We start from the raw sequence: 26,142 nt of genomic DNA, 5'->3' as shown, positions 1-26,142 counted from the left end.
GCAATACCTGCTTGTACGCTCTTATTCAACCGAGAAGAGGTACGCATACAAGGGTTGTCCACCAGGGTGAAGCTCAACTTCCATATCCGGATACAACGTCTGAATAAAAGCTTCCAGCTCGTCCGTTCCTTCCTCTGTCGCATCTTCACCCGTCAAGATCGTCACAATCTCGCTGCTTTCATCGATCATTTCCTCAAGCAGCTTCTTGCACGCGTCCATCAAGCTTGGCTGTGAAGAGACAATGCGGCCATCTTGAATTCCGATAAAATGACCCTGCTTAATATCCATACCATCCATGTTCGTATCGCGTACCGCATACGTAACTTGTCCGGATTTAACACGACGAAGCGATTCACTCATCGCGTCTGTATTCGTCTGTGCATCCGCCTTCTCTTGGAAAGCCAGAATGGCTGCAAGTCCCTGCGGGATGGATTTCGATGGGATCACGATCAGCTTTTTGTTATCGACCAGATCAACCGCTTGCTGCGCGGCCAAAATAATGTTCGAATTATTCGGAAGCACATAAATCGTGTCCGCGTCAATGCTGTTCACGGCATTCACGATATCCTCTGTGCTTGGGTTCATCGTTTGTCCACCGGACAACACCACATCAACGCCAACACTGGATAAAATGTCGGTAATCCCGTCACCTAGAGCAACCGCAACGAAGCCATATGGCTTCTTAGGTGCTGCAACTGCGGTAGCGCTATGAATAACGGCAGGAGCCTCATACCCATGCGTTACATCTTCTAAAATATGTGAATGCTGATCACGCATATTTTCGATTTTGATACGGCTAAGTGCACCATAATTCATCGCTTGGTTCATAACCTCGCCCGGGTATTCCGCGTGAATATGCACTTTCACAAGCTCGTCATCAGCAACAACAAGGAGCGAATCCCCTAGCTTGCTCAGCTGATCACGGAACGTGCTTTCATCGAATGTGAAGCCCTTCACCTTGCCAGGCGCAATCGTCAGCATGAATTCAGTACAGTAGCCAAACTCGATATCTTCTGTCGCTAAATGGGCTTGTGCAGGCAGATGCGCGTGCACTTCCTTCGCCAAATTCATGCCAGGAAGCAGCGAAACCTCACCTGCAAGGTTCGTATCCATCGTAGCAAAGTCTTCGTCCACTTGAACCAAGCCGCCGCTTAACGCCGCTACAAAGCCCTCATAGACGCATACAAGCCCTTGGCCTCCCGCATCAACAACGCCAACTTGTTTAAGAACAGCCAGTTGATCTGGGGTTTTTGCCAGTGCTTCCTTTGCTTTGCCTAGAACCTCGTTCATCAAATCCAATAGATCGCTGCTGCGGCGATACTGCACGGCATGCTTAGCGGCTTCCTTGGATACGGTTAAAATGGTGCCCTCCACGGGTTTCACAACAGCCTTATAGGCTGTTTCGACCCCTTGCTGCAAAGCAGCCGCGAATTGCTGGCCATTCACATTTTCTAAATCGTGTACATGCTTCGCGAATCCGCGGAACAATTGCGATAAAATCACACCAGAATTGCCTCTTGCACCCATCAGTAGCCCTTTGGACAATGCATCAGCTGCTTTTCCAATATGAGAAGATGGCTTCTTCTTCAGTTCCTCACAGCCTGCCGTGAGTGTTAAATTCATGTTGGTGCCAGTATCTCCATCGGGTACAGGGAAAACGTTCAATCCATTAACCTTATCTACATTCCTGCGAAGGTTATCCGCACCCGCCAAGACCATGGCAGTGAAGTCATTTCCATTTATTGAAATAAAGCGCTTACTCAAAGTGATTCCCCTTCCTGATTTTCGGGCTATTATTTGGCTACTCGAACGCCTTGAACAAAGATGTTCACATCGTCCACCTGCAACCCTACAACTTCATTTAAGATATATTTGACTTTCGTTTGGACATTCCCTGCCACTACGGATATTTTGGTTCCATAGCTGACAATAATATAAAGATCAATTTCAAGTCGCCCGTTCTCTCTACGAACTTCGACACCGCGGCTCAAATTATCTCGACCTAGCAGTTCAGCTATACCATCCTTCAATTGCTTTCTTGTTGCCATGCCCACAAGTCCATAGCAATCTAATGCAGCAGATCCGGCCAGAGTTGAAATCACTTCATTGGTAATATACACTTTTCCATACTCGGTTGTGAGTTCAATCGGCATTATGTAACAACTCCTTCAAGTTTCGCTTTAGCAAGACTAATCTTCATTGTACTATAACATACTTCATAAATAAACGGCAAAAATGCGGTTAATTCGTTGACTCTGCTCCTTTTGCTATGCTATTATGTTTAAGTGTGTTTTTGCTGGATGCATCACGTATCGCAAGAAAGTTGTTAATTTGAGGAATACTGTCATGTCAAGCTTAGGCTTGCCACCCAGGCTTCTTTGTATACTGCCGAAGGAGGTGTCAAACATGTCCCGCAAATGTTTCATTACAGGTAAAAGTCCTAAATCAGGAAATCACGTGTCCCACGCTAACAATAAAAACAAGCGTACTTGGGGAGTAAACGTTCAAAAGGTTCGCATCCTCGTTGATGGTAAACCGAAACGGGTTTACGTAAGTACTCGTGCGTTGAAATCCGGAAAAGTGGCTCGCGTTTAATTCGCAGCTTCGGATACTTAACTTACTTATGTGAATGACAAAAAGCACCTTAATCGGTGCTTTTTTTGCATTCCTGGGGAGAATGACGTAAGTATGGGCCAAACTTAGTTTTTACTAAACGTATTAAGTACGGCTTTCACGAATCCTCCCAAAAATCTCGGCAGTTTGATTGTGTAGAATTTCATTCTCTACCCCTCCTTAGAGTTTCGCCAGAAAACTGGCTTCGTAAGCATCCACTTAAAGTTTTCTCCTGAAAACGGACCTCGCCTCGCCAGCTCTCTGACTTCTTGAGCAAACGCTTCACATCGTGCATGACTGCTCCTTAACATCATTACAACAGTGTATGCCCAGAGCGGAGAAAAAGTGACATCTATTTTTACTTCCTCCCACAATTCAGTTGCATCCAGAAAGCAAAAAAAGCTACAAGAGCGTATCACTCTTGTAACTATATGTATGCGGCTATGGAGCCGTTATGCCCACCTCATTGTACAGTGCAACAATTAAACTGAAAATGAAATAGAAAAATACCGAAATCACGATAAACCATACACGGAAGCTAATTCGTTCAAATCGACGGAAGAACCGCATCCCCACATAGAGCGCGCCAAGCGAGAAAATGTACTTCTCGAAACCTGGAAGCGTTGAAAAGCACGTCAATAATGCCGCGCAAAGCAGACTGTACATCAGTAGCCAGAGAAATCTCATTGTCCTTTGTCCCCTTTTAGCCGCGTATTCGCCTAATAGCCTCAGGACGGTCCTGTTGCCCGAATACGGCATTGCCGGCTACCAAGACATCAGCCCCCGCCTCTATGACCTGACGAGCTGTTACCTCGTTTATACCGCCGTCTACTTCGATATGAAGCCCCGTGAGCCCCTTCGCATTCGCCTGCTCACGCAGCGCGCGAATTTTACTCAGCATCCCAGGGATGAATGCCTGCCCACCGAAGCCTGGATTCACCGTCATAATCAGAACGAGATCCAGATGCTCGCCCAGCACATGCTCAATGAGCGAAATCGGTGTAGCAGGATTCAACACAACGCCAGCTTTGATGCCGCTTTGCTTAATCAGGTCGAGCGTCCGATGCAGATGCGTACAGGCTTCTACATGCACCGAAATCAGATCGGCGCCCGCCTTCACAAAATCAGGGATATAACGATCTGGCTGCTCAATCATCAAATGAACATCCAGCGGCAGCTTGGTGACTGGACGAATCGCGTCAACGACAAGGGGGCCAATTGTAATATTCGGTACAAAATGGCCATCCATTACGTCGACATGAATCCAGTCCGCTCCGCCCTGCTCCACTGCCCTAATCTCATCGCCAAGCTTGGCAAAATCGGCAGATAAAATAGAAGGTGCTACATATACCATTACGCCTAATACCTCCGCTTTCGCTCCTTGATTTCAGTTAAAAATAGCAAGTAATGATCATAACGAGAAGCTGCTATTGTGCCTTCCGCAACACCATCCCGCACTTTGCAGTCCGGTTCGTGCAGATGCAAGCAGCCTCTGAAGCGACAGCCCTCGGCCACAGCCGCGAACTCTCTGAAGCAGGAGCTAAGACCTTCCGCATCGACTTCCATGAAGTCCAGTTGACTGAAGCCCGGCGTATCGGCAACAAGGCCCCCGTTAGCCAGCGGCAGCAGCTCCACATGACGAGTCGTATGCTTGCCTCTTCCTAATCGTTGCGAGATCGCATTCGTCTCTAGATCAAGACCGCTAATCATTTTATTCAATAAAGAGGACTTGCCAACACCGGATTGACCAGCAAACACACTCACTTTGCCATCCAAATGCTGTAGAATCGCCTCTACGCCCTCTTCTAGTCGAGAACTGGTTGTAACGAATGGATAACCGATTCCCTCATAAAGGGTCGTTATCCGTTCAAATTCCGATGCTGTCATTTCTTTGGCATGAGCGAGACTGTCATCCGTCTCCGTCAGCAGATCGCTTTTGGTGAAGCATAACAGCACATCAATACCCGTATTTTCGATATGTACTAGAAACTTGTCCAACAGCTGCGTGTTCAGAACAGGCTCTGTCACCGAAAATACAAGCACAACCACGTCAACATTTGCAATCGGCGGACGAATAAGCTCCGAAGAGCGAGGAAGGATTTCCGTGACGGTTCCTTCCCCATTCTCCGTGTTTTCGTACACGACACGATCTCCAACAAGCGGCGTAATATTTTTGTTTTTGAACACGCCTCTTCCACGACAAGTGACCGTATTGCCCTCTTGAAGAGCCAGCCCTTCAGGCAATACATAATAATAACCGCTAAGCGCTTTGACGATGAGTCCTTGCGGCATTAATTAGCCCCTCCAGCAGGTGGTTTGGAAGCTGTTCCACCGGTTTGCCCTTGGCCGCCATTACCGCCAACAGGGATTGCAGGTCCGGTATTTTGTTGCTTCGGCGTTGGGGAAGGACTCGGAGAAACGGTTTTCCCATTTTTCTGATCCAAATAATCCTGATAGGTACGTGTGATTGAATTAACCAAGCTGTCTCCCTCTTTGATCAAGATTACGGCTTTTTTGTCCGGTGAAACAATAACTTTAACATCCAAATTTTGCGGCTTCGAAACTTTTTCCGTCAAATATTCGAAGTTCTCGTATTGAGCGTCACTCACGATAATTTTGAACACAGAGTCCTTGCCTTCTGCTGTCGGCTTCACAGGTACGCTAACCGTGAGCTGCCCAGCATCCTCTGGCAATCCATCGCTAATGACCAACGAAATCTCAGAGCCAACGGAAACTTCCTGATTTTTGTCAAAAGGAAACTGACCAATAACCTTCCCTTTGGCTACTTTATAGCTCTTCTCACGTGTAATCCCATTGACCGGCAGCTTCAAGCTCAGCTTCGTGATTTGTGCCTTCGCCTCCGCCTCCGTTAAACCAACAAGATCCGGCATTTTGAACGTTTCTTTCGCTTTACTAACTGTAAAGGCGATCGCAGCTTTACTCAGCTCAAACTCTTCGCCAGCCGGCGGTGATTGCTTCAGAATCAGATCCGGCGCATTGTCCGAAGTCTCTTGCGTAATCGTGATCTGTTCATCTTTGATGCCAAGCGCCTGCAGCCTTAATTTAACGTCCTTCAAGCTTTGCCCCGCGAAGTTGTCCATTTTGATTTTCGGAACACCCTGGCTCACATAAAGCGTTACTTTCGTACCGACGTTTAAACGCATGCCGCTCGGATCTTGACTAATTACGGTATCTTTGGGAAGCTTGCTATCTTTGTCATATTCAACGGTTGAGCCTAAGCGCGCCGCAGTTAATTCGGCCTGTGCTTGCGTCAGCGTCTTGTTCACCACATTCGGGACCTCAACGGTCTCAATGGCGAACATTCCTTTCACATAGCCAACCAAGTACCACATACCGCCGAGCACGATTAATAAAACAGCTATCCAGATCAACGGCTTGATCCAACCTTTTCCTTTGGAAGGAGCAGGCTCGTCTCGCCAAGCAGGCTTATCTGGTTTGTTGGGTTCATCATCGTCATCATCAGCTTCGAATTGTGCAAGCTGATCCGCACGAATGGCTGGCATAACGAGCGTGCGCTCCTCATCCATGCCATACGCGTCCCAGAAAGCAACCTTCGCTTCATTGCGGCGATCTGGAGCCAAGCATGTGTCGAGATCCGCCATCATCAGCTTCGCTGATTGATAGCGCTCCTCTGGCTTTTTACGCATCGCCTTGAGAATAATGTTCTCCACGCTCTGGGGAATCAACGGATTCACCTTGCGCGGCTCTTCAACATCCTCCTGCAAATGCTTTAACGCCACAGAAATTGGACTCTCCCCCAGAAAAGGAAGTCGAGCTGTCAGCATCTGATACATCACAATACCGAGCGAATACAAGTCCGATTTTTCCCCTGTATTTGTACCTTTGGCATGCTCAGGAGAGAAATAATGAACGGAACCGACAACAGAGCCGGTTTGTGTAATCGTGGATGAGGTAGCAGCTCTTGCGATACCGAAATCGGTCACCTTCACACGGCCGTTTTTGCCGATGAGAATATTGTGCGGTTTAATATCGCGATGAATAATCTCGTTATGATGAGCGTGATCCAGTGCATCTGCGATTTGACTCGCATAATGAACAGCATCTTCCACCTGAAGCGGCGCCTTTTCCTTGATTAAATCGTTCAGCGTCTTGCCTTCGATATATTCCATCACGATGTAATGGACATCTTCTTCTTGCCCCACGTCATAAATACTGACAACGTTAGGGTGTGATAGGGATGCGGCTGCTTGAGCTTCTCTGCGGAAACGACGAATGAATTCTTCATCGTGAACGTACTGCGAACGCAGCACTTTGACAGCCACTTTTCGATTTAAAAGTAAATCATGCCCTTTGTAGACTAAAGCCATGCCGCCCCCGCCAATGCGCTCTAAGATTTCATAGCGGCCACCAAGCTTTCTACCGATCAATTCCCATCACCCCTTTTTTCGTCCGAATCCTGATCATGTGCAATTAAAAGGACCGTTACATTATCATCTCCGCCTTCGCGAAGCGCGCTCTGAATCAGTTCCTCTGCCGCATCTTCCAGACGTTCGCTCGCACGAACAATTCGCAAGATGTCAGCATCGTCAACCAACCCGCTCAAACCATCCGAACAAATGAGAATAACATCGTCTGGACGCCAGCTGTACTCATAGAGATCCACTTCCACACTAGGCTCTGTGCCCAATGCACGTGTAATCCAGTTACGTCTTGGATGATGATCAGCTTCTTCCATCGTCAGCTGCCCATTCTTAACAAGCTCATAGACTAACGAGTGATCCTCCGTCAATTGTTGGATGGTTTCCCCAGTCAGCTTATACGCACGGCTATCCCCAATATGTCCGATAATCAGAAGCTCCTGTGAAGCAATGATGGCAACGACTGTCGTTCCCATCCCATGGTACTTCTCTTGACCCGACGCAAAAGCATAAATCTCCTCATTCGCCTTCTCAATCGCTTCCCTCAGTAATTGCTTACAGGCTTCCACCGACATTCCCCAATGGATGGATTGCAATTGCGCTCCAATCGTGTCAATCGCCATTTGACTAGCAATATCGCCAGCCTGATGCCCCCCCATCCCATCTGCAACAATAGCCAAAGATAGACCATTAAGCTGATGGTGGATGGCGGCACGGTCCTCATTGACTTGACGGACTTTACCTATATCGGTACGACTTACCATCTTCATCCGGCTCTCACCTCATTTACTGCTCTCCATATGCTTCGCTCGCAATTGTCCGCAGGCAGCAGCAATATCACTACCTTGTTCACGGCGTATGGTGGCATTAATTTTGCCCTTCTCCAGAATACGTTGGAAGGTAAAAATATCATCTCTGGGTGTACGCTTGAAATCACGTTCAGCAACAAAGTTAACAGGAATCAGATTCACATGGCTAAGCGGCATATCTTTCAGGATAAGCGCCAGCTCCTCAGCGTGCTCTGGCTGGTCGTTCACTTCCCCCATAAGGGCGTATTCAAACGTAATCCGTCTGCCTGTTTTCGCTATGTAATACTTACAAGCTTCAACGAGATCCACGAAAGGAAATCTACGGTTAACCGGCATCAGCTTCGATCGCAGTTCATCGTTCGGTGCGTGAATCGAAATGGCCAAGTTCACCTGCAAATTCTCGTCAGCGAACCTGTAAATATTCGGTACGATCCCGCTTGTGGACACCGTGATATGACGCTGCCCGATGTTCAAACCTTTCGGATGAATCATCACGCGCAGGAAATTCATCGTAGCTTCATAGTTCTCAAATGGCTCGCCGATACCCATGATGACGATGGAGGATACCCGCTCCCCCGTTTCATCGAGCAATTTCTGAGCTTTGACAACTTGAGCCACAATCTCGCCTGGTCGCAAATCACGCTTCAGTCCGCCTAGGGTAGAAGCACAGAACGTACAACCTACGCGACAACCGACTTGTGTCGTTACGCAGATGCTGTTGCCATAGTTATGCTTCATGACAACCGTTTCAATCGCGTTCTTATCCTCAAGCTCAAATAAGAACTTGACCGTGCCGTCTTGGGATTGATATTTCGTAATCTCCGATAGGGTCACGAAGTCAAAATTTGCTTTCAGCTTGTCGCGAAGTGCCTTCGGCAAATTCGACATCTCATCGAAGCTAAACACGCGCTTCACATAAAGCCAATCGAAAATTTGCCCAGCACGAAACGAGGACTCCCCGTTTTCTTTGACCCAGCTTTGCCACTCGTCCCAATTCAAATCATATACAAATGGTTTCTCTTTCATGTACGGCTTTAAATTCACATTTATCACAACCTGTTGTTATTTCGTCTATTTTAAGTATTTTAACACAAAGCAGAAACGAACACACGTCCCTGTCCGTTACACGTCACGTTTACGCAGTCGAGCGATAAAAAAACCGTCCGAATGATACTGCTGCGGCAGGATTTGTACCATGCCAGATGCAGCAGCTTCCGGGTCAATCTCCGTGAAAACATCCGCTGGCAGCGGAGCGAGTTCAAAGTCCTTATGCTCCGCCAGAAAGCGCGCAACCATGCCTTCATTCTCCGCCTGTTCAATCGTGCACGTGCTGTAGACCAGCACGCCGCCCGGCTTGAGCAGTCGGTGGACACGACTCAGAATCGCATGCTGCGTTTCGCTGATCGCTTCGATCTCCGCCTCCTGCTTCGCCCACTTGAGGTCAGGCTTGCGTCGAATAACGCCGAGGCCTGAGCAAGGAGCATCCAGGAGAATACGGTCGAAGGACTCCGCCGCAAAATGCTCATCCAGCTTCGCAGCATCCATCACAAGCGTCTGGATTGACGATAGTCCCAGACGCTCCGCTTGGTCTGCAATCAGCTTCTGCTTGTGCTCGTGCAAATCACAAGCCCAGATCTGACCCACATCGTCCATCTTCTCTGCGATGTGAGCGGTCTTGCCGCCAGGGGCGGCGCAGCAGTCCAGCACCTTCATGCCTGGACGCGGATCAAGAGCCTCGGCGACGAGCATCGAGCTCTCGTCTTGAATCGAGAAGTCCCCTTGCTGGAAGCCGGGGACTAACGCCATGTTCCCGGCCCCCTGCACAAGGATGCCGGCCGGGGCCAGCTCTGACGCTTCCGCGCTGAGGCCGCTAGCTTGGAGCTGCTCCAGCAGCTCCAAGCGGCTGCGCCGCCTCGCGTTCGCGCGAATGCTCACGTGCGGCGGCTCGTTGTTCGCCGCACAGATCTGTTCCGTCAGCTCCGGTCCGAGCTGACGGATCCACCGGCGCACGAGCCATTCCGGATGGGAATGGCTCAGTGCGATGCGCTTGACGTCGCCGAGCGCCGCCGGCAGCGTGAGCTCGTCCTTGCTGCGGATGATCGCGCGCAGCACGCCGTTGACCATGCCCGAGATGCCTTGGTGGCCTCGGCGCTTCGCGATATTGACCGCTTCGCTCACGACCGCATGGTCAGGGATGCGGTCCAAATAATGCAGCTGATAGAAGCTCAGCCGCAACAGGCACCGCACCCAGGGCTCCAGCTTCGCAAGCCCTTTGCTGACGAAGCGCTCAAGGAAGAAGTCGATCGTATTTTGACGTCCGATCGTGCCATACACGAGCTCAGTGGCCAGACCGGCGTCAGCCCGCTCGAGCGCATGCTTCTGCAGCACTTGATTCAGCAGCAGGTTGCTATAAGACTGATTCTCTTCCACGCGAACCAGCACATCCAGCGCCGCATCCCGGGCAGAACGCTTAACAGCGCTGCTTTTCGCAGCGCCCGAGGATGATTTTGGCGCAGAGGGCTTGCCGCCTCTCTGCGAATTCGTTTGTGCGTTTTGTGGACGACTTGGTTTGTTTGTAGACAAAATCAAATACCTCATTTTTTTCGTGGCATTGTTAAACATTTAATCGAACTATAACCCATTAAGCTAATCTCATTACGCGTTCGCGTTCCCCAGTACTGTGCCCACAGGAATTTGCACCCCGCGAATAAACTCCGCGACAGGCATCGCCTTCTTACCAGCGGGTTGAATCTCCGTAAGCCACAACGTACCGGCTCCCGTCATCACTTCAATCCCCTGCTCATTGCAGCTAAGCACAGTACCAGGAGCAGCAGCTTGCCGACTTTGCTCAGCGTTCTGCGGCTTCAAGCTCGCCCATACCTTCATGACTTCCCCATTCCAGAACGTGTAAGCGCCAGGAAAAGCATTTAAGCCCCGAATGTGATTCCACAGCTCGATCGCTGGACGCGACCAGTCCAGCAGCTCATCTTCCCGACGAATATTAGGTGAATAGATCGCCTCCGCCTCGTTCTGAGGAACAGCCTCAATCCGGCCTGCCAATAAATCGGGTAACGTCCGCTTCAACAGTTCAGCACCAGCGATACTCAACTTATCAAACAGTATTCCCGTTGTATCCGTATCCTCAATCGGCAGTTCCACACGCGAGATCATATCGCCCGTATCCAATCCAACCGCCATATACATGATGGTAACGCCTGTTTCGGCCTCACCGCGCATAACTGCGTGATGAATCGGCGCTCCCCCCCGATATTTCGGAAGCAGCGATGCGTGAATGTTAATACAGCCATGCTTCGGCAAATCTAACACTGATTTCGGTAAAATTTGCCCATAAGCTGCTGTTACGATTAAATCTGGCGCAAGCTGGCGGATCTGCTCAACCGAATCTGCTTCACGCAGCTTCACAGGTTGAAGCACCGGAATGCCATGCTTCTCCGCCTCAACCTTCACCGGCGTCGGCGTAAGGACGCGTTTGCGTCCCTTCGGCCGATCCGGCTGCGTGACAACGGTTGTCACGTTGTAGCCTTCCTCCAGGAGTGCTTGCAAGGAGGGTACTGCAAAATCGGGTGTACCCATGAAAATGATATTCACGCTTCTTCTTCCTCTTCTTCATCGGCTGTATACGTTTTGACCGCAAGATCCGTAAACAATACCCCGTTCAAGTGATCAATCTCATGGAAAAGGCAGCGAGCCAGCAGTTCTGTACCGGTAACTTCAATCGGGTTCCCATCACGATCTTGACCTTTTGCCGTTACGTTCAACGCACGAAGCACGTCACCGCGAAGACCAGGAATACTCAAACAGCCTTCTGGCCCCATTTGCTCACCGCTGGAAGTCACAATCTCCGGGTTTACCATTTCGATCAACCCGCCATGCTCTTCACCGCAATCCATTACGATTACACGCTTCAGAATACCGATTTGAGGAGCAGCAAGACCAACGCCTTCCGCTTCATACATCGTATCTGCCATATCATCAAGCAATTTATGCAGATTGGAATTAAACTTTGTAACTGTGATCGCTTTCTCGCGCAGCACAGGATCTGGATCTTTAACAATAATACGAATAGCCATGAATGTGCACCTACCTTTGAGTCTTCTTAATTAGGGATTCTTACATCAAATATTGCGGGTCAACATCCACGCTTATAAGCAGCTTTTCTTTGGCTGAGCGTTCCTCAAACCAAGCTACTGTCTTCCCAACGATCTCTGCAGCTCTATCTTCCCCACGATATTTTACCACGCATTGGAATCGATATCTATCTTTGATTCGGGATATGGGCGATGCAACAGGTCCTAACACGTCAAAATGAAAGGATGAATCCATCGGTACGGCTTCCGAAAATAAATCTACCTGCTGCCGCGTGTAAGGCAGGGCGATCTCTTTTAGCCTAGTCACAAAGGCTTCCGCCATCCTCACCAGGAGTGGTACTTGTTCGTGTGAAAACGTAATTAACATTAATCGTTGATACGGAGGATAACCTAAATTAGCCCGAATATCCATCTCATGGTTGGCAAAAGAGATATAATCATGATGACTCGCATACTGCACACTGTAATGCTCAGGTGTGTAGGTCTGAACAAACACTTCCCCTTGTTTCTCATGCCGTCCTGCTCTACCCGCAACTTGCGTTAGCAACTGAAACGTCCGCTCTGCAGACCGGAAATCAGGTATATTGAGCACGGTATCCGCTGCTATCACCCCAACAAGAGTAACATCAGGAAAATCAAGCCCCTTGGCCACCATTTGGGTGCCCAGCAAGACGTCTGCCTGCTTCTCGCGAAACATCGTCAGCCATTTTTCATGAGAACCCTTTTCCGTCGTTGTATCTACATCCATGCGAATGACCCGTATACCGGGGAAAATCTTACCAAGCTCTTCCTCCACCCGCTGCGTTCCCGTCCCAAAATGACGAATATGCTCCGACTGACAGCTCGGACACGTTGTGACCTCCCGCTCCGCATAGCCGCAATAATGACAGCGCAGCATGCGCGAGCTTTGATGATAAGTAAGCGAAATATCGCAATGCGGACACTGTGAAACGAAACCGCACGTACGGCACATCACGAACGTCGCGTAGCCCCGCCGATTCAATAGCAAAACCGTCTGTTCCTTCTTTTGTAACCGATCTTCGATCGCTTTATACAAGGATCTGCTAAACATCGACCGATTGCCGGTTTTTAGCTCCTCACGCATATCAACAATGGTCACTGGCGGCATCGGCCTGCTCGCAACGCGTTCCTTCATCGTCAGCAGTGTAAACGGAGGTTTCGGTCGATCTCTCCTGCGTCTCGTTTTCTCCATGCTCTCCAGAGAAGGCGTAGCGGATCCAAGCACAACAACAGCATCCTGCTGCTTTGCCCTTTGCACAGCGACATCACGGGTATGATATTTCGGACTCTCTTCTTGTTTATAGGAGGATTCATGCTCTTCATCGATAATGATCAAGCCAATGTTCGTAAAAGGGGCAAAAATCGCCGATCGAGCACCGATCACGACCTTCACTTGCTTGCGCGTAATTTTGCGCCACTCATCATATCGTTCGCCATTGGACAATCGGCTGTGAAGAACAGCAACAAGGTCGCCGAATCTCCCTTTAAAACGCTCCACCATTTGCGGCGTCAATGAAATTTCCGGCACAAGCACAATCGCTTCCTTATCCATATCCAAGCATTGCTGGATGGATTGGAGGTATACCTCTGTCTTGCCGCTTCCCGTCACGCCATGCAGCAGAAACACCTCATGTCGATCTTCTGCTACCGCATCGCGAATAGGAGCAAACACACCGCTCTGCTCTTCCGTCAGCGTCAGCGGCTTCGTCCGTGCAAAAGCACGCCCGCTATACGGGTCGCGCATCACTTCGACCTCGCGCAGCTCGATCCAGCCGCGATCCGCCAAGCTTTTGACCGTGCTCGCCCCGACCTCGATCGTTTCCATCAGCTCTGTCAGCCGAATGGCGTGCGGATGCTCAATCAGATAGCGCAGCACGTCCTTCTGTTTGTTCGCTCTAGCGGGAAGCTCGGCTAGCGCCTCTTCCAAACCATGGCCATCTGCAGGCGGAAATACGGTTAATGCCTTTTTCGTGCTCATCCGGTCTTTGACCAGCTGCACTTCCGCAAGTCTGCCCGTAGACAATAGCTCTTTAATCAGAGCGCCTTCCGTGGAAAAACGCTCCAACAGCACATCCATCGAAACGGATTCCTTGCTCTTCACAAAAGAAATGATCGCCTGTATATCCGGCATATCCAGAAATGTTTGCTCCTCCGACTCCTCGCCGACGATAATCACACGCTCATACTTCGCTTTGAGTGCCGCAGGCAGCATCGCTTGCAAGGCCGTCACCTCGTGGCACAAATACATATGGGCGATCCAACGCCCTAAACTCACAAGCTCGCTCGTTAAAGGAGGAACCAGATCCAATACATTTTGAATCGGTTTGATCCGCTTGGCATCGACCTGCGTCTCCTCTTGCAGTTCAACTACAAACCCCTGCAGAACACGAGGCCCAAAAGGCACCCCTACGCGACTGCCGACCTCAACCCACTTGCGCAGGGATACCGGCACTTCATAGTCGAACGCCCGATTCGTTTGCTTCGCTGGAACATCGACAATGACTTTGGCGTACATCAGGATTCCCCCGCCGCGGCCGCCATTCGTTCAGCTGCAAGCTCAAGCAGCTTGCGTGCAACGTCCCATTTGCTTTGTATCGGCAGCGCTTGTACAAGCCCATTATGATCATAGAAGCGAACGACATTCGTATCCACGCCAAACCCCGCGCCCGCTTGGGAGACATCGTTCCCCACGATCAAATCGCAGTTTTTGCGCTTCAACTTGTCCATTGCATGCTCGTCCAAACGCTCTGTTTCCGCAGCAAACCCGATGACGAAATGACTTGAAGTTTTCAGTGTGCCTATTTCCTGTAAAATATCAGGATTTTTGATCAGCTCAAGCGTTAACGAGTCTGCTTTCTTTTTGATTTTCTGCTCGGCTACTACCGCAGGACGATAGTCGGCTACAGCAGCCGCTTTGATGATAAGCTGGTTTTCCGAGAGCCTGCTTAATACCGCTTCGCGCATGTCTAGTGCAGACTGCACAGGAACAAGCTGAACACCTTCAGGTACGGTTAGGACTGATGGACCTGAGACCAACGTTACCTTTGCCCCCATCCGAACGGCTTCTTCCGCAATCGCATACCCCATTTTGCCTGATGAATCATTAGTCAAATAACGAACCGGATCCAGACGTTCCACGGTGCCGCCTGCCGTCACGAGGACGCGTTTACCCGTTAAACGCCCAGCTTCCCCTTGAAAATGCCGCTCAACCGCAGCAAAAATCTCCTCTGGCTCCGCAAGACGCCCCTTGCCCACATACCCACAGGCTAGCTGCCCTTCGCCTGGCTCAATGAAACGTACGCCGCGGCGGCGCAGCGTCTCCATGTTCGTCTGTACGGCTGGATTCGCGTACATATGCACATTCATCGCAGGCGCTACCCAGATCGGCGCCATGGTTGCAAGCAATGTCGTGCTCAGCATATCATCGCCAAGTCCCAATGCCAGCTTGCCAATCGTATTCGCCGTAGCAGGGGCAATCAGCACGAGATCCGCGCTGTCGGCCAAATTGATATGAGACACGACTGCCGGATCCTTCTCATCGAACGTATCGACAAAAACATGATGCCGCGACAAGGTTTGAAACGTTAACGGCGCAACGAATTGCACCGCAGAGCGTGTCATAATTACCCGCACAACCGCCCCAGCTTGTGATAATTTACTCGTTAACGCAGCAGCTTTATAAGCCGCAATACCTCCACAGACACCGAGCACAATCGTTTTGCCTTGCAATACCCCCATGGGAATCCCCTTTCGTAATGCCAAATGAGAAAAAAATAACAACCACAAAGGGTTGTTGGGTAAGGCAGTTTATTTCTTCGAGTATTTCTCATTCTCGTTTGCGTTAATTTTCTCGTAACCGATGTAATTCCCGTAAAGCTCTTCTAGGGCAAGACCTACGTGTTTGTGAGCCTTCTGGCCTTTCAAATCGGATTTTGCACCGTCGCGCAGGGATCTAGCTCTTTTGGAAGCTGCAACAACCAAGGAATACTTGCTGTCAACAATATCAAGCAGTTTATCAATTGAAGGGTATAACATTCAATTCACCTCATCCATCCATTGTACGATTTTTGGAAACATACGATCTTTTTTGCAATGCTCAGCGGCAAGAATCGCTTGTATTTTCGCGCATGCGGTGTCTACATGATCATTCACGATCGCATAGTCATAGTGTTCCATCAGACGAATTTCATCGATGGCTACTGACATGCGGCTGCGAATAACTTCATCCGTCTCTGTACCGCGTGTAACAATACGATTCTCAAGCTCATCGAGAGATGGCGGCAGCAAGAAAATAAATACACCTTCGTCAAACTTCTGTTTGACCTGCAGCGCCCCTTGAACTTCAATCTCCAAGATCACATCATGGCCTGAACGCAATGTTTCTTCTACGAAACGTCTTGGTGTGCCATAGAAATTTCCCACGTATTCAGCCCATTCTAGCACTTCATCTGTTTCAATTAATTGCTGAAATTGCTCGCGGGTTTTGAAAAAATAATTAACTCCGTCTACTTCACCTTGTCTAGGAGAACGCGTAGTCGCCGATACCGAATAGACAATGTCCGGAGCAACCTTACGCAATGCCGCACACACCGTGCCCTTGCCGACACCAGACGGTCCGGATAAAACAATCAGAATACCTCTCTCACGCTCAAGAGTGTTCGTATTACTCGTCATGATCATCGTCCTTATTCGAAAGTCTATGCGCTACCGTCTCTGGTTGTACTGCCGACAAAATCACATGATCGCTGTCCGTGATAATAACGGCACGGGTTCTTCTACCATATGTAGCGTCAATCAGCATGTGACGATCACGCGCTTCTTGAATGATTCTCTTGATTGGAGCTGATTCTGGACTCACAATCGAGATAATGCGGTTCGCCGATACGATGTTGCCGAACCCGATATTAATTAATTTGATAGCCATCTAGGACTTCCTCCTCGCGAAGCAGCATGCAAGCTTCACTCGATATTCTGTATTTGTTCCCGCATTTTCTCAAGCTCTGCCTTCATCGCAATCACTCTAGCTGTAGGCTCAGCATGATTCGACTTCGATCCGATCGTGTTCACTTCCCGATTCATTTCTTGAATCAAGAAGTCCAGCTTTCGGCCAACAGGCTCTTTGTCTGAAAGCAAATCTTCACATTGCCCAAAATGACTCTTCAGACGCGTCAATTCTTCATCCACATTGGAACGGTCTGCGAATAGCGCAATCTCCGTCGCAAGGCGCTGCTCATCCACAGGTACCCCATCCAACACAAGGGACTGAATGCGACTCGTCATCTTCGCCGCATACTCCTGAACGACTTGTGGAGCTAGCGCTTCTAACTCGATATGCACCCGCTTCATCACGGCTAACCGCTCTCGAATATCCTGCTCCAGGAATTCCCCTTCGCGGCGTCTCATTGCGGATAGCTGAGCGACAGCCTCCTGCAAACAGGCACAAAGCTCCTGTTCCATCTCGTCATCTGGCTCTTGACGTACATCCTTCATCTGAATCAGCTCAGGAAGTCTCAATAAATCCTTGAGCTCCACCTGACCCGCGATCCCATACCGATGCTTCAACTGCGCAGCTGCTTCCAGATAAGCATCTGCCAAATCAAAATTAACCGTTACGTTCTTCGGGGAAGCCGCTTCACGTTCCGCCGTGATAAAGACATCTACACGTCCTCGCTTCACAGCATGCAATACCGTTTTCTTCAAAGCGTCTTCAAAAGCCGCCCATTCCTTAGGCAACCGAATCGACACTTCACTATACCTATGATTGACCGATTTCACATCGATAAACACGTTGTATCCCGCAAAAGAACGATTCGCTTGTCCGAACCCGGTCATACTGCAAATCATTCTAATCACATCCATTACCCTATTTTAATTCATTTTGAAAGTGGGTACAAGTGGAAATCATGCCTTTTCGACTTTTCCCATACATAATTAGTCAGATCTACGCACATTTCATACGCCAGAAAAGGGGTCATCAGATAGATCCCGTTGAAATATTGCATAGCGGTATCCAACAGCTCTTTGGCGATTTCAACGCCCATCGCCCGCCCTTCCGGCCCCTTGAGACCGTTCATCCGATTACGTACTTCGTCTGACAAGCGAATACCCGGAACCTCATTGTGCAAGTATTCGGCATTCCCGCCGCTAGCCAGCGGAGCGATCCCGATGAAGATCGGAATTTGCAAATGTTTGGTTGCTTCATAAATTTGCTCGATCAGTTTGGCATCGTACACAGGCTGCGTCATGATATAATCCGCGCCTGCCTCAATTTTGCGCTCCAAGCGCTGAACAGCCTTATCCAAATGCTTCACATTCGGATTAAACGCCGCGCCAACAACGAAATTAGCCTTCTGCTTCAAAGGTTTACCAGAGAAGGCAATACCTTCGTTGAGCTGTTTGATCATTCGAATGATTTCGAATGAGGTAAGATCGTACACCGAGCTGGACCCGGGGAGATCGCCAAATTTGGCAGGATCGCCGGTCACGGCCAGCACGTGGTCTATCCCCAGCGCGTGCAAGCCCATGAGATGGGACTGCGTCCCGATCATGTTGCGGTCACGACACGCGATGTGGATCAGCGGACGCGCGCCCAAACGCTCCTGCACGAGGTAGCCGAGGGCTAGGTTGCTCATGCGCGTCACAGCCAGTGAATTGTCGGCCATCGTAATGGCGTCGACATGCGCTTCTTGCAGGGCTTTCGACCCCTGCATGAACTTCTCGATGTCGAGATCCTTCGGAGGATCCAGCTCGACAATGACGGTTTTGCGCTGCTTCACGATGTCCAGCAGCGAGGGAATTCCCGCCGGCGGCGCAGGCTTCGCCGGCTCGGGCTCGACCACGAGCACGGCGGCTTCCGCCGGGGCAGCGCCGGGCGCAGCCGGTACGTAGCCCTGCAGCGCCTTCGCCACAGCGGCGATGTGCTCCGGCGTCGTGCCGCAGCAGCCGCCGATGATGCGCGCGCCAAGATCGGCGAAGCGCAGCGCGCTTTCGGCGAAGTACTGAGGCGTCGCCGCATACGTATATTGCCCGTCTACGTAGTCGGGCAATCCTGCGTTCGGAAACGCCGAGAACGGAATGCCGGGGATCGGCGCGATTTTTTCCATCGAACGCAGAATCCCGTTCGGGCCGACGCGGCAGTTAAAGCCGATCACATCGGCGCCCTCGTCACGCAGCCGCAGGAACGCTTCCTGCAGCGGAACACCGTCCTGCGTGCTGCCTGTGCCTTCATTGGCGAACTGGCAGATGACTGGAAGCTGGCTCATGCTGCGAATAATGCGCAAAGCCAATTGCAGCTCTTCCAGATCATAGAAGGTCTCAAGCAGCAGCCCGTCCACAGGCGAGTCTAACAGAACGCCGATTTGTTCCCGAAGAGACTCTTCGACATCGGAGGTTCTTACATTTTTACGCTTACCCGCACGAATTGAGCCAATTGCGCCTACAACATACGCATCGTCGCCAACGACTTTGCGAGCTAATTCAACTCCAGCACGGTTGATCGCTTCAACATCGCCTTCCAAACCGTACTTAGACAGCTTCTCACGGTTCGCCGAAAACGTATTCGTCTCAATAAGACGAGCACCTGCCTCAAAATAACGGCGGTGCACGTCAGCAACCGTCTCCGGTCTAAGCAAATTCAGTTCTTCATATGAAATGCCGACAGGAAAGCCCATTTGATATAAGTATGTCCCCATAGCGCCGTCACCGGTCAAAATTTCCCGTTGCAACGCTGCACGAAGATCCAATTTCATGCATCATTTCCCCTATCTATAGTTTGCCTGTAAACACTTCTTCCGCAGGCCCTGTCATATACACGTGATTATCCTCTTGCAGCCACTCGATGAACAAGTCCCCGCCTTTAAGTGAAACCGTCGCTTCGCGATCGGATAAACCATTCAGCACGGAGGAAACTAGCGTAGCGCATGCGCCCGTTCCGCAAGCAAGCGTAGGCCCAGCGCCTCGCTCCCAAACCCGCATATCCGTATAAGCACGGTCGCGAACGGTGGCGAATTCGACATTTATTTTACGAGGAAACATCGGATGTGCTTCAAGCTTCGGCCCCCAAGTAGCGAGGTCAAAATTGACAGCATCCTCCACATAAATGACACAATGCGGGTTCCCCATGGAAACGGCTGTGAAACGAAACGTTCGGCCATCCACCTCAATCGGGTGATCGATCACTTGGTCGGCGTTAACTGTCGTAGGTACCTGAAGTCCTTGCAGGATAGGTGCTCCCATATCCACACGAGCGGTCACAACTTTCCCATCTTGCACCTGAACTTGCACCTTTTGCACACCAGCGCCGATCGTTTCAATCGTAATTTCTGTTGCGTCTGTCAGCTTATGGTCGTACACATATTTGGAAACACAGCGGATCGCGTTGCCGCATTGCTCGGCCTCAGATCCATCTGAGTTGATAATGCGCATTTGAAAATCAGCCTTCTCTGAAGGAAGAATAAAGACAACGCCATCGGCGCCGATGCTAAAATATCGATTGCACAGCTGAATGGCTAGCTGGTCAGCCCCGGCAGGAAGCTCTTTTTCCCCAGCTACGACGATAAAATCATTGCCAAGTCCGTGCATTTTCGTAAAATTCATGTCAAGCACCCCTATGTGCGGTTTAGCCATTATCATAGCGTAAAATCGTCAGTATGCATAGCCCTACGGCCTCGCAGTACGTTATCGTCGTTAAATCGCCATAGTTGTGAATCTGGTAGTGTCGTTTGGATTTGGTGCAATTGAGAGGAGTTTTCTAGGGTGATGTGATGAGTTGGGAAGGGGGGGATTATAGTACGTGAGTAGCTTGTTTTGGTCGGGGAGTTACAGTAATGAGAAGCGTGCGTTGGATGAGTTGGCTGTGCAGAATAAAGTAACTGGAAAACCTACATCTATTTCTAGCAAATATCGCCTGAATCTAAGTTTAAATGGAAAACATCCAGTTAATTTCTTACATTTTATTGAAATCCTAAGAAAATCCCAAAAACAACTGGAGAAAATCCATTTATTCTGGGTTTCAGGGTAAATATCAACAAACTAACTGTATAAAATACATCTATTCATAGTTGGGTGCGGGGTGCGGAGTGCGGGATTCGGGGTGCGCGGTTCGCGGTGCGCGGTTCGCGGTTCGCGGTGCGGGGTGCGGGGTGCGGGGTGCGCGGTGCGCGGTGCGCGGTGCGGCGTTCGGGGTTCGGGGTTCGGGGTTCGAGGGCCAGTTCCGTGTTCGAGTTAGAGCACCAACCGCCCCCTTCACCCAAACAGAAAAAGCTGCCTCACGGCAGCCTCCCCACTCCTCCTCACCTATCTAAAGCTAGGTTTCGAAGATTTATTATACACGGAGGCGCTTGAGCCTCTCGAGCCTTTTGAACCTTTGGAACGTTTAGGCGACAACACGCTGCCGAGTCCCATGAAGAAGGTCGGAATACCTGCAGCAATGAGAACGAGAATCCAGTCCTTCCAGCCGAGCGGAACGGTTTTAAAGATTGGTTGGAGAGCTTCGACATACATAACGCCGAGCATCAAAATCAGCGATGACAAAACAGCCAAAACTAAATACTTATTTTGCAAAGGATTGCGGTGGAAAATGGAGCGTGAGCTGCGGCAATCGAAAACATGGATGAGCTGGGCCATAACCAAGGTTGCAAACGCGACACTTTGTGCTTTCAATAACGTTTCTGCATCCGACGGATTCACGCGTAATATGAGCCAGAAGGCACCTAATGTACACACCCCGATGAGCATACCGCGGGAAATAATTTTCCAACCTAACCGTCTAGCAAAAATACTTTCCTTCGCCGAACGCGGCCTATGCTGCATTAAGTCTTTTTCGGCTTGATCTACGCCGAGCGCCATTGCTGGCAGACCATCGGTGACTAAGTTCACCCATAGAATCTGTATCGGCACGAGCGGCAGCGGCAGACCTGCCATCATAGCAATGAACATCGTCATGATCTCGCCAACGTTAGATGCAAGCAGATAACGAATGAATTTGCGAATATTTTCATAAATGCTGCGCCCCTCTTCAATCGCCGCAACGATCGTCGAGAAATTATCATCACTAAGAATTAAAGATGATGCCTCTTTAGATACATCGGTGCCCGTAATTCCCATTGCAATACCGATATCAGCCGCCTTAATCGCAGGTGCATCGTTGACCCCATCGCCTGTCATAGCAACTACGTGACCATTGCGCTGCAGCGATTTAACGATTCTAAGCTTATGCTCAGGGGATACCCTAGCATAAACGTAGGTATCGTTGACTTTAGCGTCGAGCTCATCATCAGACAACTGACCAATCTGCTGACCGCTCATGGAGACACCATTGGTAGGAATCATACCCAGCTGCTTCGCAATCGCTTCAGCTGTCGTTTGATGATCACCTGTGATCATTACCGTTTTGATGCCGGCTTTGCGGCATTTGGAGATTGCTTCCCGCACTTCTTTGCGCGGAGGATCGATCATTCCTGTTAAACCTACAAAGACTAAGCCATTTTCGACGTCCTCATAATCATCAAACCGATCGCTGACTTTAAGCTCTTTATACGCGATACCCAGTACGCGAAGCGCTGATTTGGCCATGCCTTCATTGGCCGAGATCACCTTTTGCTTCAGTGTGGATGTGAATGGAATGACTTTACCGTCCCATAAAATGTAGCTGCAATGCTGCAACAGGACATCTGGCGCCCCTTTTGTACAAGCCATACGGCCATTCTCGGAGGACACGAGTACAGACATCCGTTTACGCTCCGAGTCAAAAGGAAACTCTGCGATTCTTTTATATTTTTCGCTCAACGAATCTTGTGTAATTCCGCTCTTCGCACTCAGAACAACTAAGGCCCCTTCTGTCGGATCCCCTTTAATATTCCAAATCGAGGCAGAACCATCAGCGCCTTCTTTGCCTTTCTTTCTCTTCGTTTCTTGTTTTTCTTCTATTAACGTTGCGTTATTACAAAGAGCGGATACATGAAGCAGCTTCGTGAGAGATGGATGCTTGTGCACATCCGTATGCTGCCCGCCCAGCAAAATATTACCGACCGGCGCATAGCCATCCCCTGTTACCTCCAGCACATCCCCGCCAATCCACAAATGGGTCACGGTCATCTTGTTCTGTGTCAGCGTACCTGTTTTGTCTGAGCATATGACGGATGCACACCCTAGAGTCTCCACGGAGGGCAGCTTTCTAACGATCGCTTTCCGTTTAATCATCCGTTGTACACCGAGCGCTAGCGCAATTGTAACAATCGCCGGGAGCCCTTCAGGAATCGCGGCAACGGCTAAGCTGACACCAGCCAGGAACATCGCGTACGGTGGTTGTCCATGCATAATACCTGCGACTACAACAAGAACAGTCAATGCTATGGCGACGATGATTAAAATCTTACCCAACTGCTCCAAACGGTGCTGCAGCGGAGTTTCCATGGATTCTGTATTTTGAATCAAATCCGCAATTTTACCCATTTCGGTGTTCATCCCGATTCGGACGACAACCGCCTTAGCTGTACCACGAGAAACCATCGTGCCCATGAAGCCCAAATTGCGCTGATCACCAAGCGGCACTTCATCATATGGAATCGTCGTTGTCACTTTACTGACCGCAATCGACTCGCCAGTAAGCGCAGACTCCTCAATATACACGCCGTTCGTTTCTAGAAACCGCACATCCGCAGGGACTCTATCGCCGCTTTCCAGAAATACGATATCACCGGGTACCAGATCACGAGCCGGAATTTGATGAACGGCCCCTTCTCTCCAAACATTCGCATTCGGCGCTGACAGCTCTTTTAAGGCACGCAGCGAACGTTCCGCTCGAAACTCCTGGGTAAAGCCCAAAATCCCATTCATCACAATAATGACGACGATGGTAATCGCATCTAGATATTCACCTAGCAAGCCGGATATTAGAGTCGCCCCCAATAGGACCAGCACCATGAAATCTTTAAATTGATTCAAAAGCAGTGTGATTGGCGATACACGCTGCCCCTCCGAGAGCTCGTTTCGCCCTGCTTCCGCCTGCCGTTTCCAAGCTTCTTCCCAGGGCAATCCTTGCTGTATATCCACCTGCTGCAATTGCAAGACATCCTCCGAGTTCAACTGGTACCACTTATTCTGACTCATTCGCCCTTCTCCCTCCCACATCCACTTGATCTTGTCTCACACTTTAAAGTTTTTCGAAGAAAAACTCGCTTCGGAAGCATTTGCTTATACGTATTTGTATTCAGACAAGCAGGAAAATATCCCTGAAATCATCTTTCCTGCCCTGAGCCCCTTAAGTTTTTGTGAAAAGTATGGCATCATAGAGATTAGCAAAGTTGTCAGCTACGGAACTGGTTACAAGATCAAGTTGCAAATGGCAGCAAGCATCAAAGAATGGAGTTGTATGTATCATGGCTTTAGACGGACTCGTCCTGCATGCATTAGTTCACGAACTGCAAATGTATGTGGGAGGCCGCATTAATAAAATTCACCAACCAAGCGAAAATGATATTGTGCTGCATATTCGCACGCAAAGGCAGAATGTCAAGCTGCTGCTTTCCGCCAACCCCACCTACCCACGGGTTCAAACGACGGAACAAGTGACGATGAATCCACTGGATGCGCCTATGTTCTGTATGCTGCTTCGCAAGCATTGCGAGAATGGCGTAATTGAAGCTGTAGAGCAAATCGGCATGGAGCGGGTTATTCGGTTACAGATTCGTCATCGCGACGAGCTAGGGGACATTTCCCTTAAGTATATAATTGTTGAAATTATGGGACGGCACAGCAACATCATCTTACTCGACCCTGCGACAGATACGATTGTCGATGGCATTCATCATGTCACACCAGCAATCAGCTCTTATCGCGTCGTCATGCCAGGCAGCAAATATGTAACGCCACCCGAGCAGGATAAGCAAAATCCACTAGAGATCGATGCCGAAGCCTTTCAGCATGCGTTAGAGAGCACGAAGTCAGCATCGGAAGCCGATGCAGCCTCCCAGATCACACCTGAGCAGCAATTGGTTGCGGCATTCAGCGGACTTAGCCCCTTGATCGCTAAGGAAATTGTGTATCGCAGCAAGCAAGGAAGTACAGCTGTAGACAGCTCATCCCTTTGGCCATCGTTCAGCGAAGTCATGACCGCCATGCGCGAGGATCGCTATGAACCGGTTATTGTAGAGCAAGAAAAGACGGGCAAGCTGTTTTTCGCAATGACACCCCTCACGCACATCATCGGTACTTCGAAGTCTTATCCGACGCCAAGCGCGTGTTTGGAGCAGTTCTATGGATACAAAGCGGAAAGAGATACGGTTAAACAGCGTGTATCGGATTTATTGAAATTTTTACAAAATGAAGTGAACAAAAATGTTAAAAAACTGGAAAAACTTCAAGATACCGTCGAAGACGCTAAAGACGCGGATAAATTTCGGATTCTCGGGGAGCTATTGACCGCCTCGCTACATACGATTAAGAAAGGCGACAAGCAGGTCCAAGCCATCAATTATTATGATGAGGATCAAGCGATGATCACCATCGCCTTAGACCCGCTCCTTGGCCCAGCGGAAAACGCACAGCGTTATTTTAAAAAATACAGCAAATTAAAAAACAGCACGGTGATCGTCGAGGAGCAAATTGCCCAAACGCATCAAGAAATCACCTATCTGACGACCCTGCTCCAACAGTTGAGCGTGGCCTCCCTGCCGGATATCGAAGAGATTCGTGACGAGCTTATGGAGCAAGGCTATGTGCGTGACCGCAACAAGAAGCAGCGCAAGAAAAAGAAAAAAGATAAGCCAGCATTAGCGTGTTACGAGTCCACGGAGGGCGTTCCTATCTATGTTGGGAAAAATAATACGCAAAACGAGTATCTGACGAACCGTCTTGCCTCCTCAACGGATACTTGGCTACACACGAAGGATATTCCTGGTTCCCACGTCGTCATACGCGGTGAATACAGTGACACCACCTTGCTCGAAGCTGCGCAGTTAGCTGCTTACTTCAGTCAAGCCAAAAATTCGAGTCAAGTCCCGGTGGATTACACGACCATCAAGCATGTCCATAAGCCCAACGGCTCCAAGCCTGGATTTGTGATTTACGTGAATCAGAAGACACTTTATGTGACGCCGGAAGAAGAAGAAATTAAACAATTGAAAGTCACGATTAAGTGAACATACAAAAAACCTATCGAGTTGGATCAGAAGATCTCTCGATAGGTTTTTC

24 protein-coding genes are annotated in these 26,142 nt (G+C 49.6%); 3 read left to right on the top strand and 21 right to left on the bottom strand.

Annotated elements, in window-relative coordinates; genetic code table 11:
• Positions 1 to 21: 21 nt before the first annotated feature.
• Complete coding sequence (locus AC58UX_RS18795) at positions 22 to 1,764, bottom strand: DAK2 domain-containing protein (RefSeq protein WP_497255427.1); 1,743 nt, start codon at positions 1,762 to 1,764, stop codon at positions 22 to 24.
• A 29-nt stretch (positions 1,765 to 1,793) separates the two neighbouring features.
• Complete coding sequence (locus AC58UX_RS18790) at positions 1,794 to 2,153, bottom strand: Asp23/Gls24 family envelope stress response protein (protein ID WP_028558212.1); 360 nt, start codon at positions 2,151 to 2,153, stop codon at positions 1,794 to 1,796.
• Positions 2,154 to 2,406: 253 nt separating this feature from the next.
• Here AC58UX_RS18790 and rpmB point away from each other — a divergent pair, with 253 nt between their 5' ends.
• Positions 2,407 to 2,595, top strand: a complete 189-nt coding sequence (rpmB, locus tag AC58UX_RS18785) for a 50S ribosomal protein L28 (protein ID WP_028558211.1) — start codon at positions 2,407 to 2,409, stop codon at positions 2,593 to 2,595.
• A 104-nt stretch (positions 2,596 to 2,699) separates the two neighbouring features.
• On the opposite strand, the gene spoVM is transcribed toward rpmB, so the two are convergent.
• The 18 genes from spoVM to dapF all read right to left on the bottom strand — a co-directional run bounded on the left by spoVM (position 2,700) and on the right by dapF (position 20,547).
• A complete protein-coding gene (gene spoVM / locus AC58UX_RS18780; protein ID WP_036634233.1) occupies positions 2,700 to 2,780 on the bottom strand; it encodes a stage V sporulation protein SpoVM in 81 nt (26 codons plus the stop codon).
• 274 nt (positions 2,781 to 3,054) lie between these two features.
• Positions 3,055 to 3,300 (bottom strand): hypothetical protein, encoded by a 246-nt coding sequence (locus tag AC58UX_RS18775; RefSeq protein ID WP_497255425.1) that lies wholly within the window; start codon positions 3,298 to 3,300, stop codon positions 3,055 to 3,057.
• Positions 3,301 to 3,316: 16 nt separating this feature from the next.
• Complete coding sequence (gene rpe / locus AC58UX_RS18770; RefSeq protein WP_497255423.1) at positions 3,317 to 3,967, bottom strand: ribulose-phosphate 3-epimerase; 651 nt, start codon at positions 3,965 to 3,967, stop codon at positions 3,317 to 3,319.
• Positions 3,968 to 3,972: 5 nt separating this feature from the next.
• Positions 3,973 to 4,905, bottom strand: coding sequence for a ribosome small subunit-dependent GTPase A (gene rsgA, locus AC58UX_RS18765; RefSeq protein ID WP_497255421.1), 933 nt, complete (start codon positions 4,903 to 4,905; stop codon positions 3,973 to 3,975).
• Complete coding sequence (gene pknB, locus AC58UX_RS18760; RefSeq protein ID WP_497255420.1) at positions 4,905 to 7,022, bottom strand: Stk1 family PASTA domain-containing Ser/Thr kinase; 2,118 nt, start codon at positions 7,020 to 7,022, stop codon at positions 4,905 to 4,907. The genes rsgA and pknB overlap by 1 nt, the downstream gene beginning before the upstream one ends.
• Positions 7,019 to 7,783, bottom strand: a complete 765-nt coding sequence (locus tag AC58UX_RS18755) for a Stp1/IreP family PP2C-type Ser/Thr phosphatase (RefSeq protein ID WP_497255418.1) — start codon at positions 7,781 to 7,783, stop codon at positions 7,019 to 7,021. The genes pknB and AC58UX_RS18755 overlap by 4 nt, the downstream gene beginning before the upstream one ends.
• 12 nt (positions 7,784 to 7,795) lie before the next feature.
• Positions 7,796 to 8,848 carry a dual-specificity RNA methyltransferase RlmN gene (gene rlmN, locus AC58UX_RS18750; protein ID WP_497255416.1) on the bottom strand — a complete coding sequence of 351 codons (1,053 nt, stop codon included), beginning with the start codon at positions 8,846 to 8,848 and terminating at the stop codon, positions 7,796 to 7,798.
• Positions 8,849 to 8,944: 96 nt separating this feature from the next.
• The gene (gene rsmB / locus AC58UX_RS18745) at positions 8,945 to 10,405 is read right to left on the bottom strand and encodes a 16S rRNA (cytosine(967)-C(5))-methyltransferase RsmB (RefSeq protein WP_497255414.1); all 1,461 of its coding nucleotides are present in this window, start codon (positions 10,403 to 10,405) and stop codon (positions 8,945 to 8,947) included.
• A gap of 72 nt (positions 10,406 to 10,477) precedes the next feature.
• Complete coding sequence (fmt, locus tag AC58UX_RS18740; protein ID WP_497255412.1) at positions 10,478 to 11,431, bottom strand: methionyl-tRNA formyltransferase; 954 nt, start codon at positions 11,429 to 11,431, stop codon at positions 10,478 to 10,480.
• Positions 11,428 to 11,913, bottom strand: a complete 486-nt coding sequence (gene def / locus AC58UX_RS18735; RefSeq protein ID WP_497255410.1) for a peptide deformylase — start codon at positions 11,911 to 11,913, stop codon at positions 11,428 to 11,430. The genes fmt and def overlap by 4 nt, the downstream gene beginning before the upstream one ends.
• 40 nt (positions 11,914 to 11,953) lie before the next feature.
• Complete coding sequence (gene priA / locus AC58UX_RS18730; RefSeq protein ID WP_497255409.1) at positions 11,954 to 14,467, bottom strand: primosomal protein N'; 2,514 nt, start codon at positions 14,465 to 14,467, stop codon at positions 11,954 to 11,956.
• Positions 14,467 to 15,690, bottom strand: a complete 1,224-nt coding sequence (gene coaBC, locus AC58UX_RS18725) for a bifunctional phosphopantothenoylcysteine decarboxylase/phosphopantothenate--cysteine ligase CoaBC (RefSeq protein WP_497255407.1) — start codon at positions 15,688 to 15,690, stop codon at positions 14,467 to 14,469. Before coaBC ends, priA begins: the two co-directional genes overlap by 1 nt.
• Before the next feature lie 69 nt (positions 15,691 to 15,759).
• Entirely contained in the window at positions 15,760 to 15,987 is a 228-nt protein-coding gene (gene rpoZ / locus AC58UX_RS18720; protein ID WP_068668722.1) for a DNA-directed RNA polymerase subunit omega, read from the bottom strand.
• Positions 15,988 to 16,626, bottom strand: a complete 639-nt coding sequence (gene gmk, locus AC58UX_RS18715) for a guanylate kinase (protein WP_056612367.1) — start codon at positions 16,624 to 16,626, stop codon at positions 15,988 to 15,990. It lies immediately after the preceding gene.
• Complete coding sequence (remA, locus tag AC58UX_RS18710; RefSeq protein ID WP_009672664.1) at positions 16,616 to 16,876, bottom strand: extracellular matrix/biofilm regulator RemA; 261 nt, start codon at positions 16,874 to 16,876, stop codon at positions 16,616 to 16,618. Before remA ends, gmk begins: the two co-directional genes overlap by 11 nt.
• Positions 16,877 to 16,911: 35 nt before the next feature.
• A complete protein-coding gene (locus AC58UX_RS18705) occupies positions 16,912 to 17,811 on the bottom strand; it encodes a YicC/YloC family endoribonuclease (protein WP_497255404.1) in 900 nt (299 codons plus the stop codon).
• A gap of 14 nt (positions 17,812 to 17,825) precedes the next feature.
• Positions 17,826 to 19,700, bottom strand: a complete 1,875-nt coding sequence (locus AC58UX_RS18700) for a bifunctional homocysteine S-methyltransferase/methylenetetrahydrofolate reductase (RefSeq protein WP_497255402.1) — start codon at positions 19,698 to 19,700, stop codon at positions 17,826 to 17,828.
• A gap of 16 nt (positions 19,701 to 19,716) precedes the next feature.
• The gene (dapF, locus tag AC58UX_RS18695; protein WP_497255400.1) at positions 19,717 to 20,547 is read right to left on the bottom strand and encodes a diaminopimelate epimerase; all 831 of its coding nucleotides are present in this window, start codon (positions 20,545 to 20,547) and stop codon (positions 19,717 to 19,719) included.
• 196 nt (positions 20,548 to 20,743) lie between these two features.
• Between dapF and AC58UX_RS18690 the strand changes: the two genes are divergently transcribed.
• Positions 20,744 to 20,971 (top strand): hypothetical protein, encoded by a 228-nt coding sequence (locus AC58UX_RS18690; protein WP_497255398.1) that lies wholly within the window; start codon positions 20,744 to 20,746, stop codon positions 20,969 to 20,971.
• A gap of 275 nt (positions 20,972 to 21,246) precedes the next feature.
• Here the strand turns inward: AC58UX_RS18690 and AC58UX_RS18685 are convergent, their stop codons facing one another.
• Entirely contained in the window at positions 21,247 to 24,060 is a 2,814-nt protein-coding gene (locus AC58UX_RS18685; RefSeq protein ID WP_497255396.1) for a calcium-translocating P-type ATPase, SERCA-type, read from the bottom strand.
• Positions 24,061 to 24,329: 269 nt separating this feature from the next.
• On the opposite strand from AC58UX_RS18685, the gene AC58UX_RS18680 reads away from it, so the two are divergent.
• Positions 24,330 to 26,090, top strand: coding sequence for an Rqc2 family fibronectin-binding protein (locus AC58UX_RS18680; RefSeq protein WP_497255394.1), 1,761 nt, complete (start codon positions 24,330 to 24,332; stop codon positions 26,088 to 26,090).
• The last annotated feature ends 52 nt before the right edge of the window (positions 26,091 to 26,142 follow it).

This window comes from Paenibacillus sp. J22P90 (genome assembly GCF_059692195.1).
This window is presented reverse-complemented; position numbering and strand designations above follow the sequence as displayed.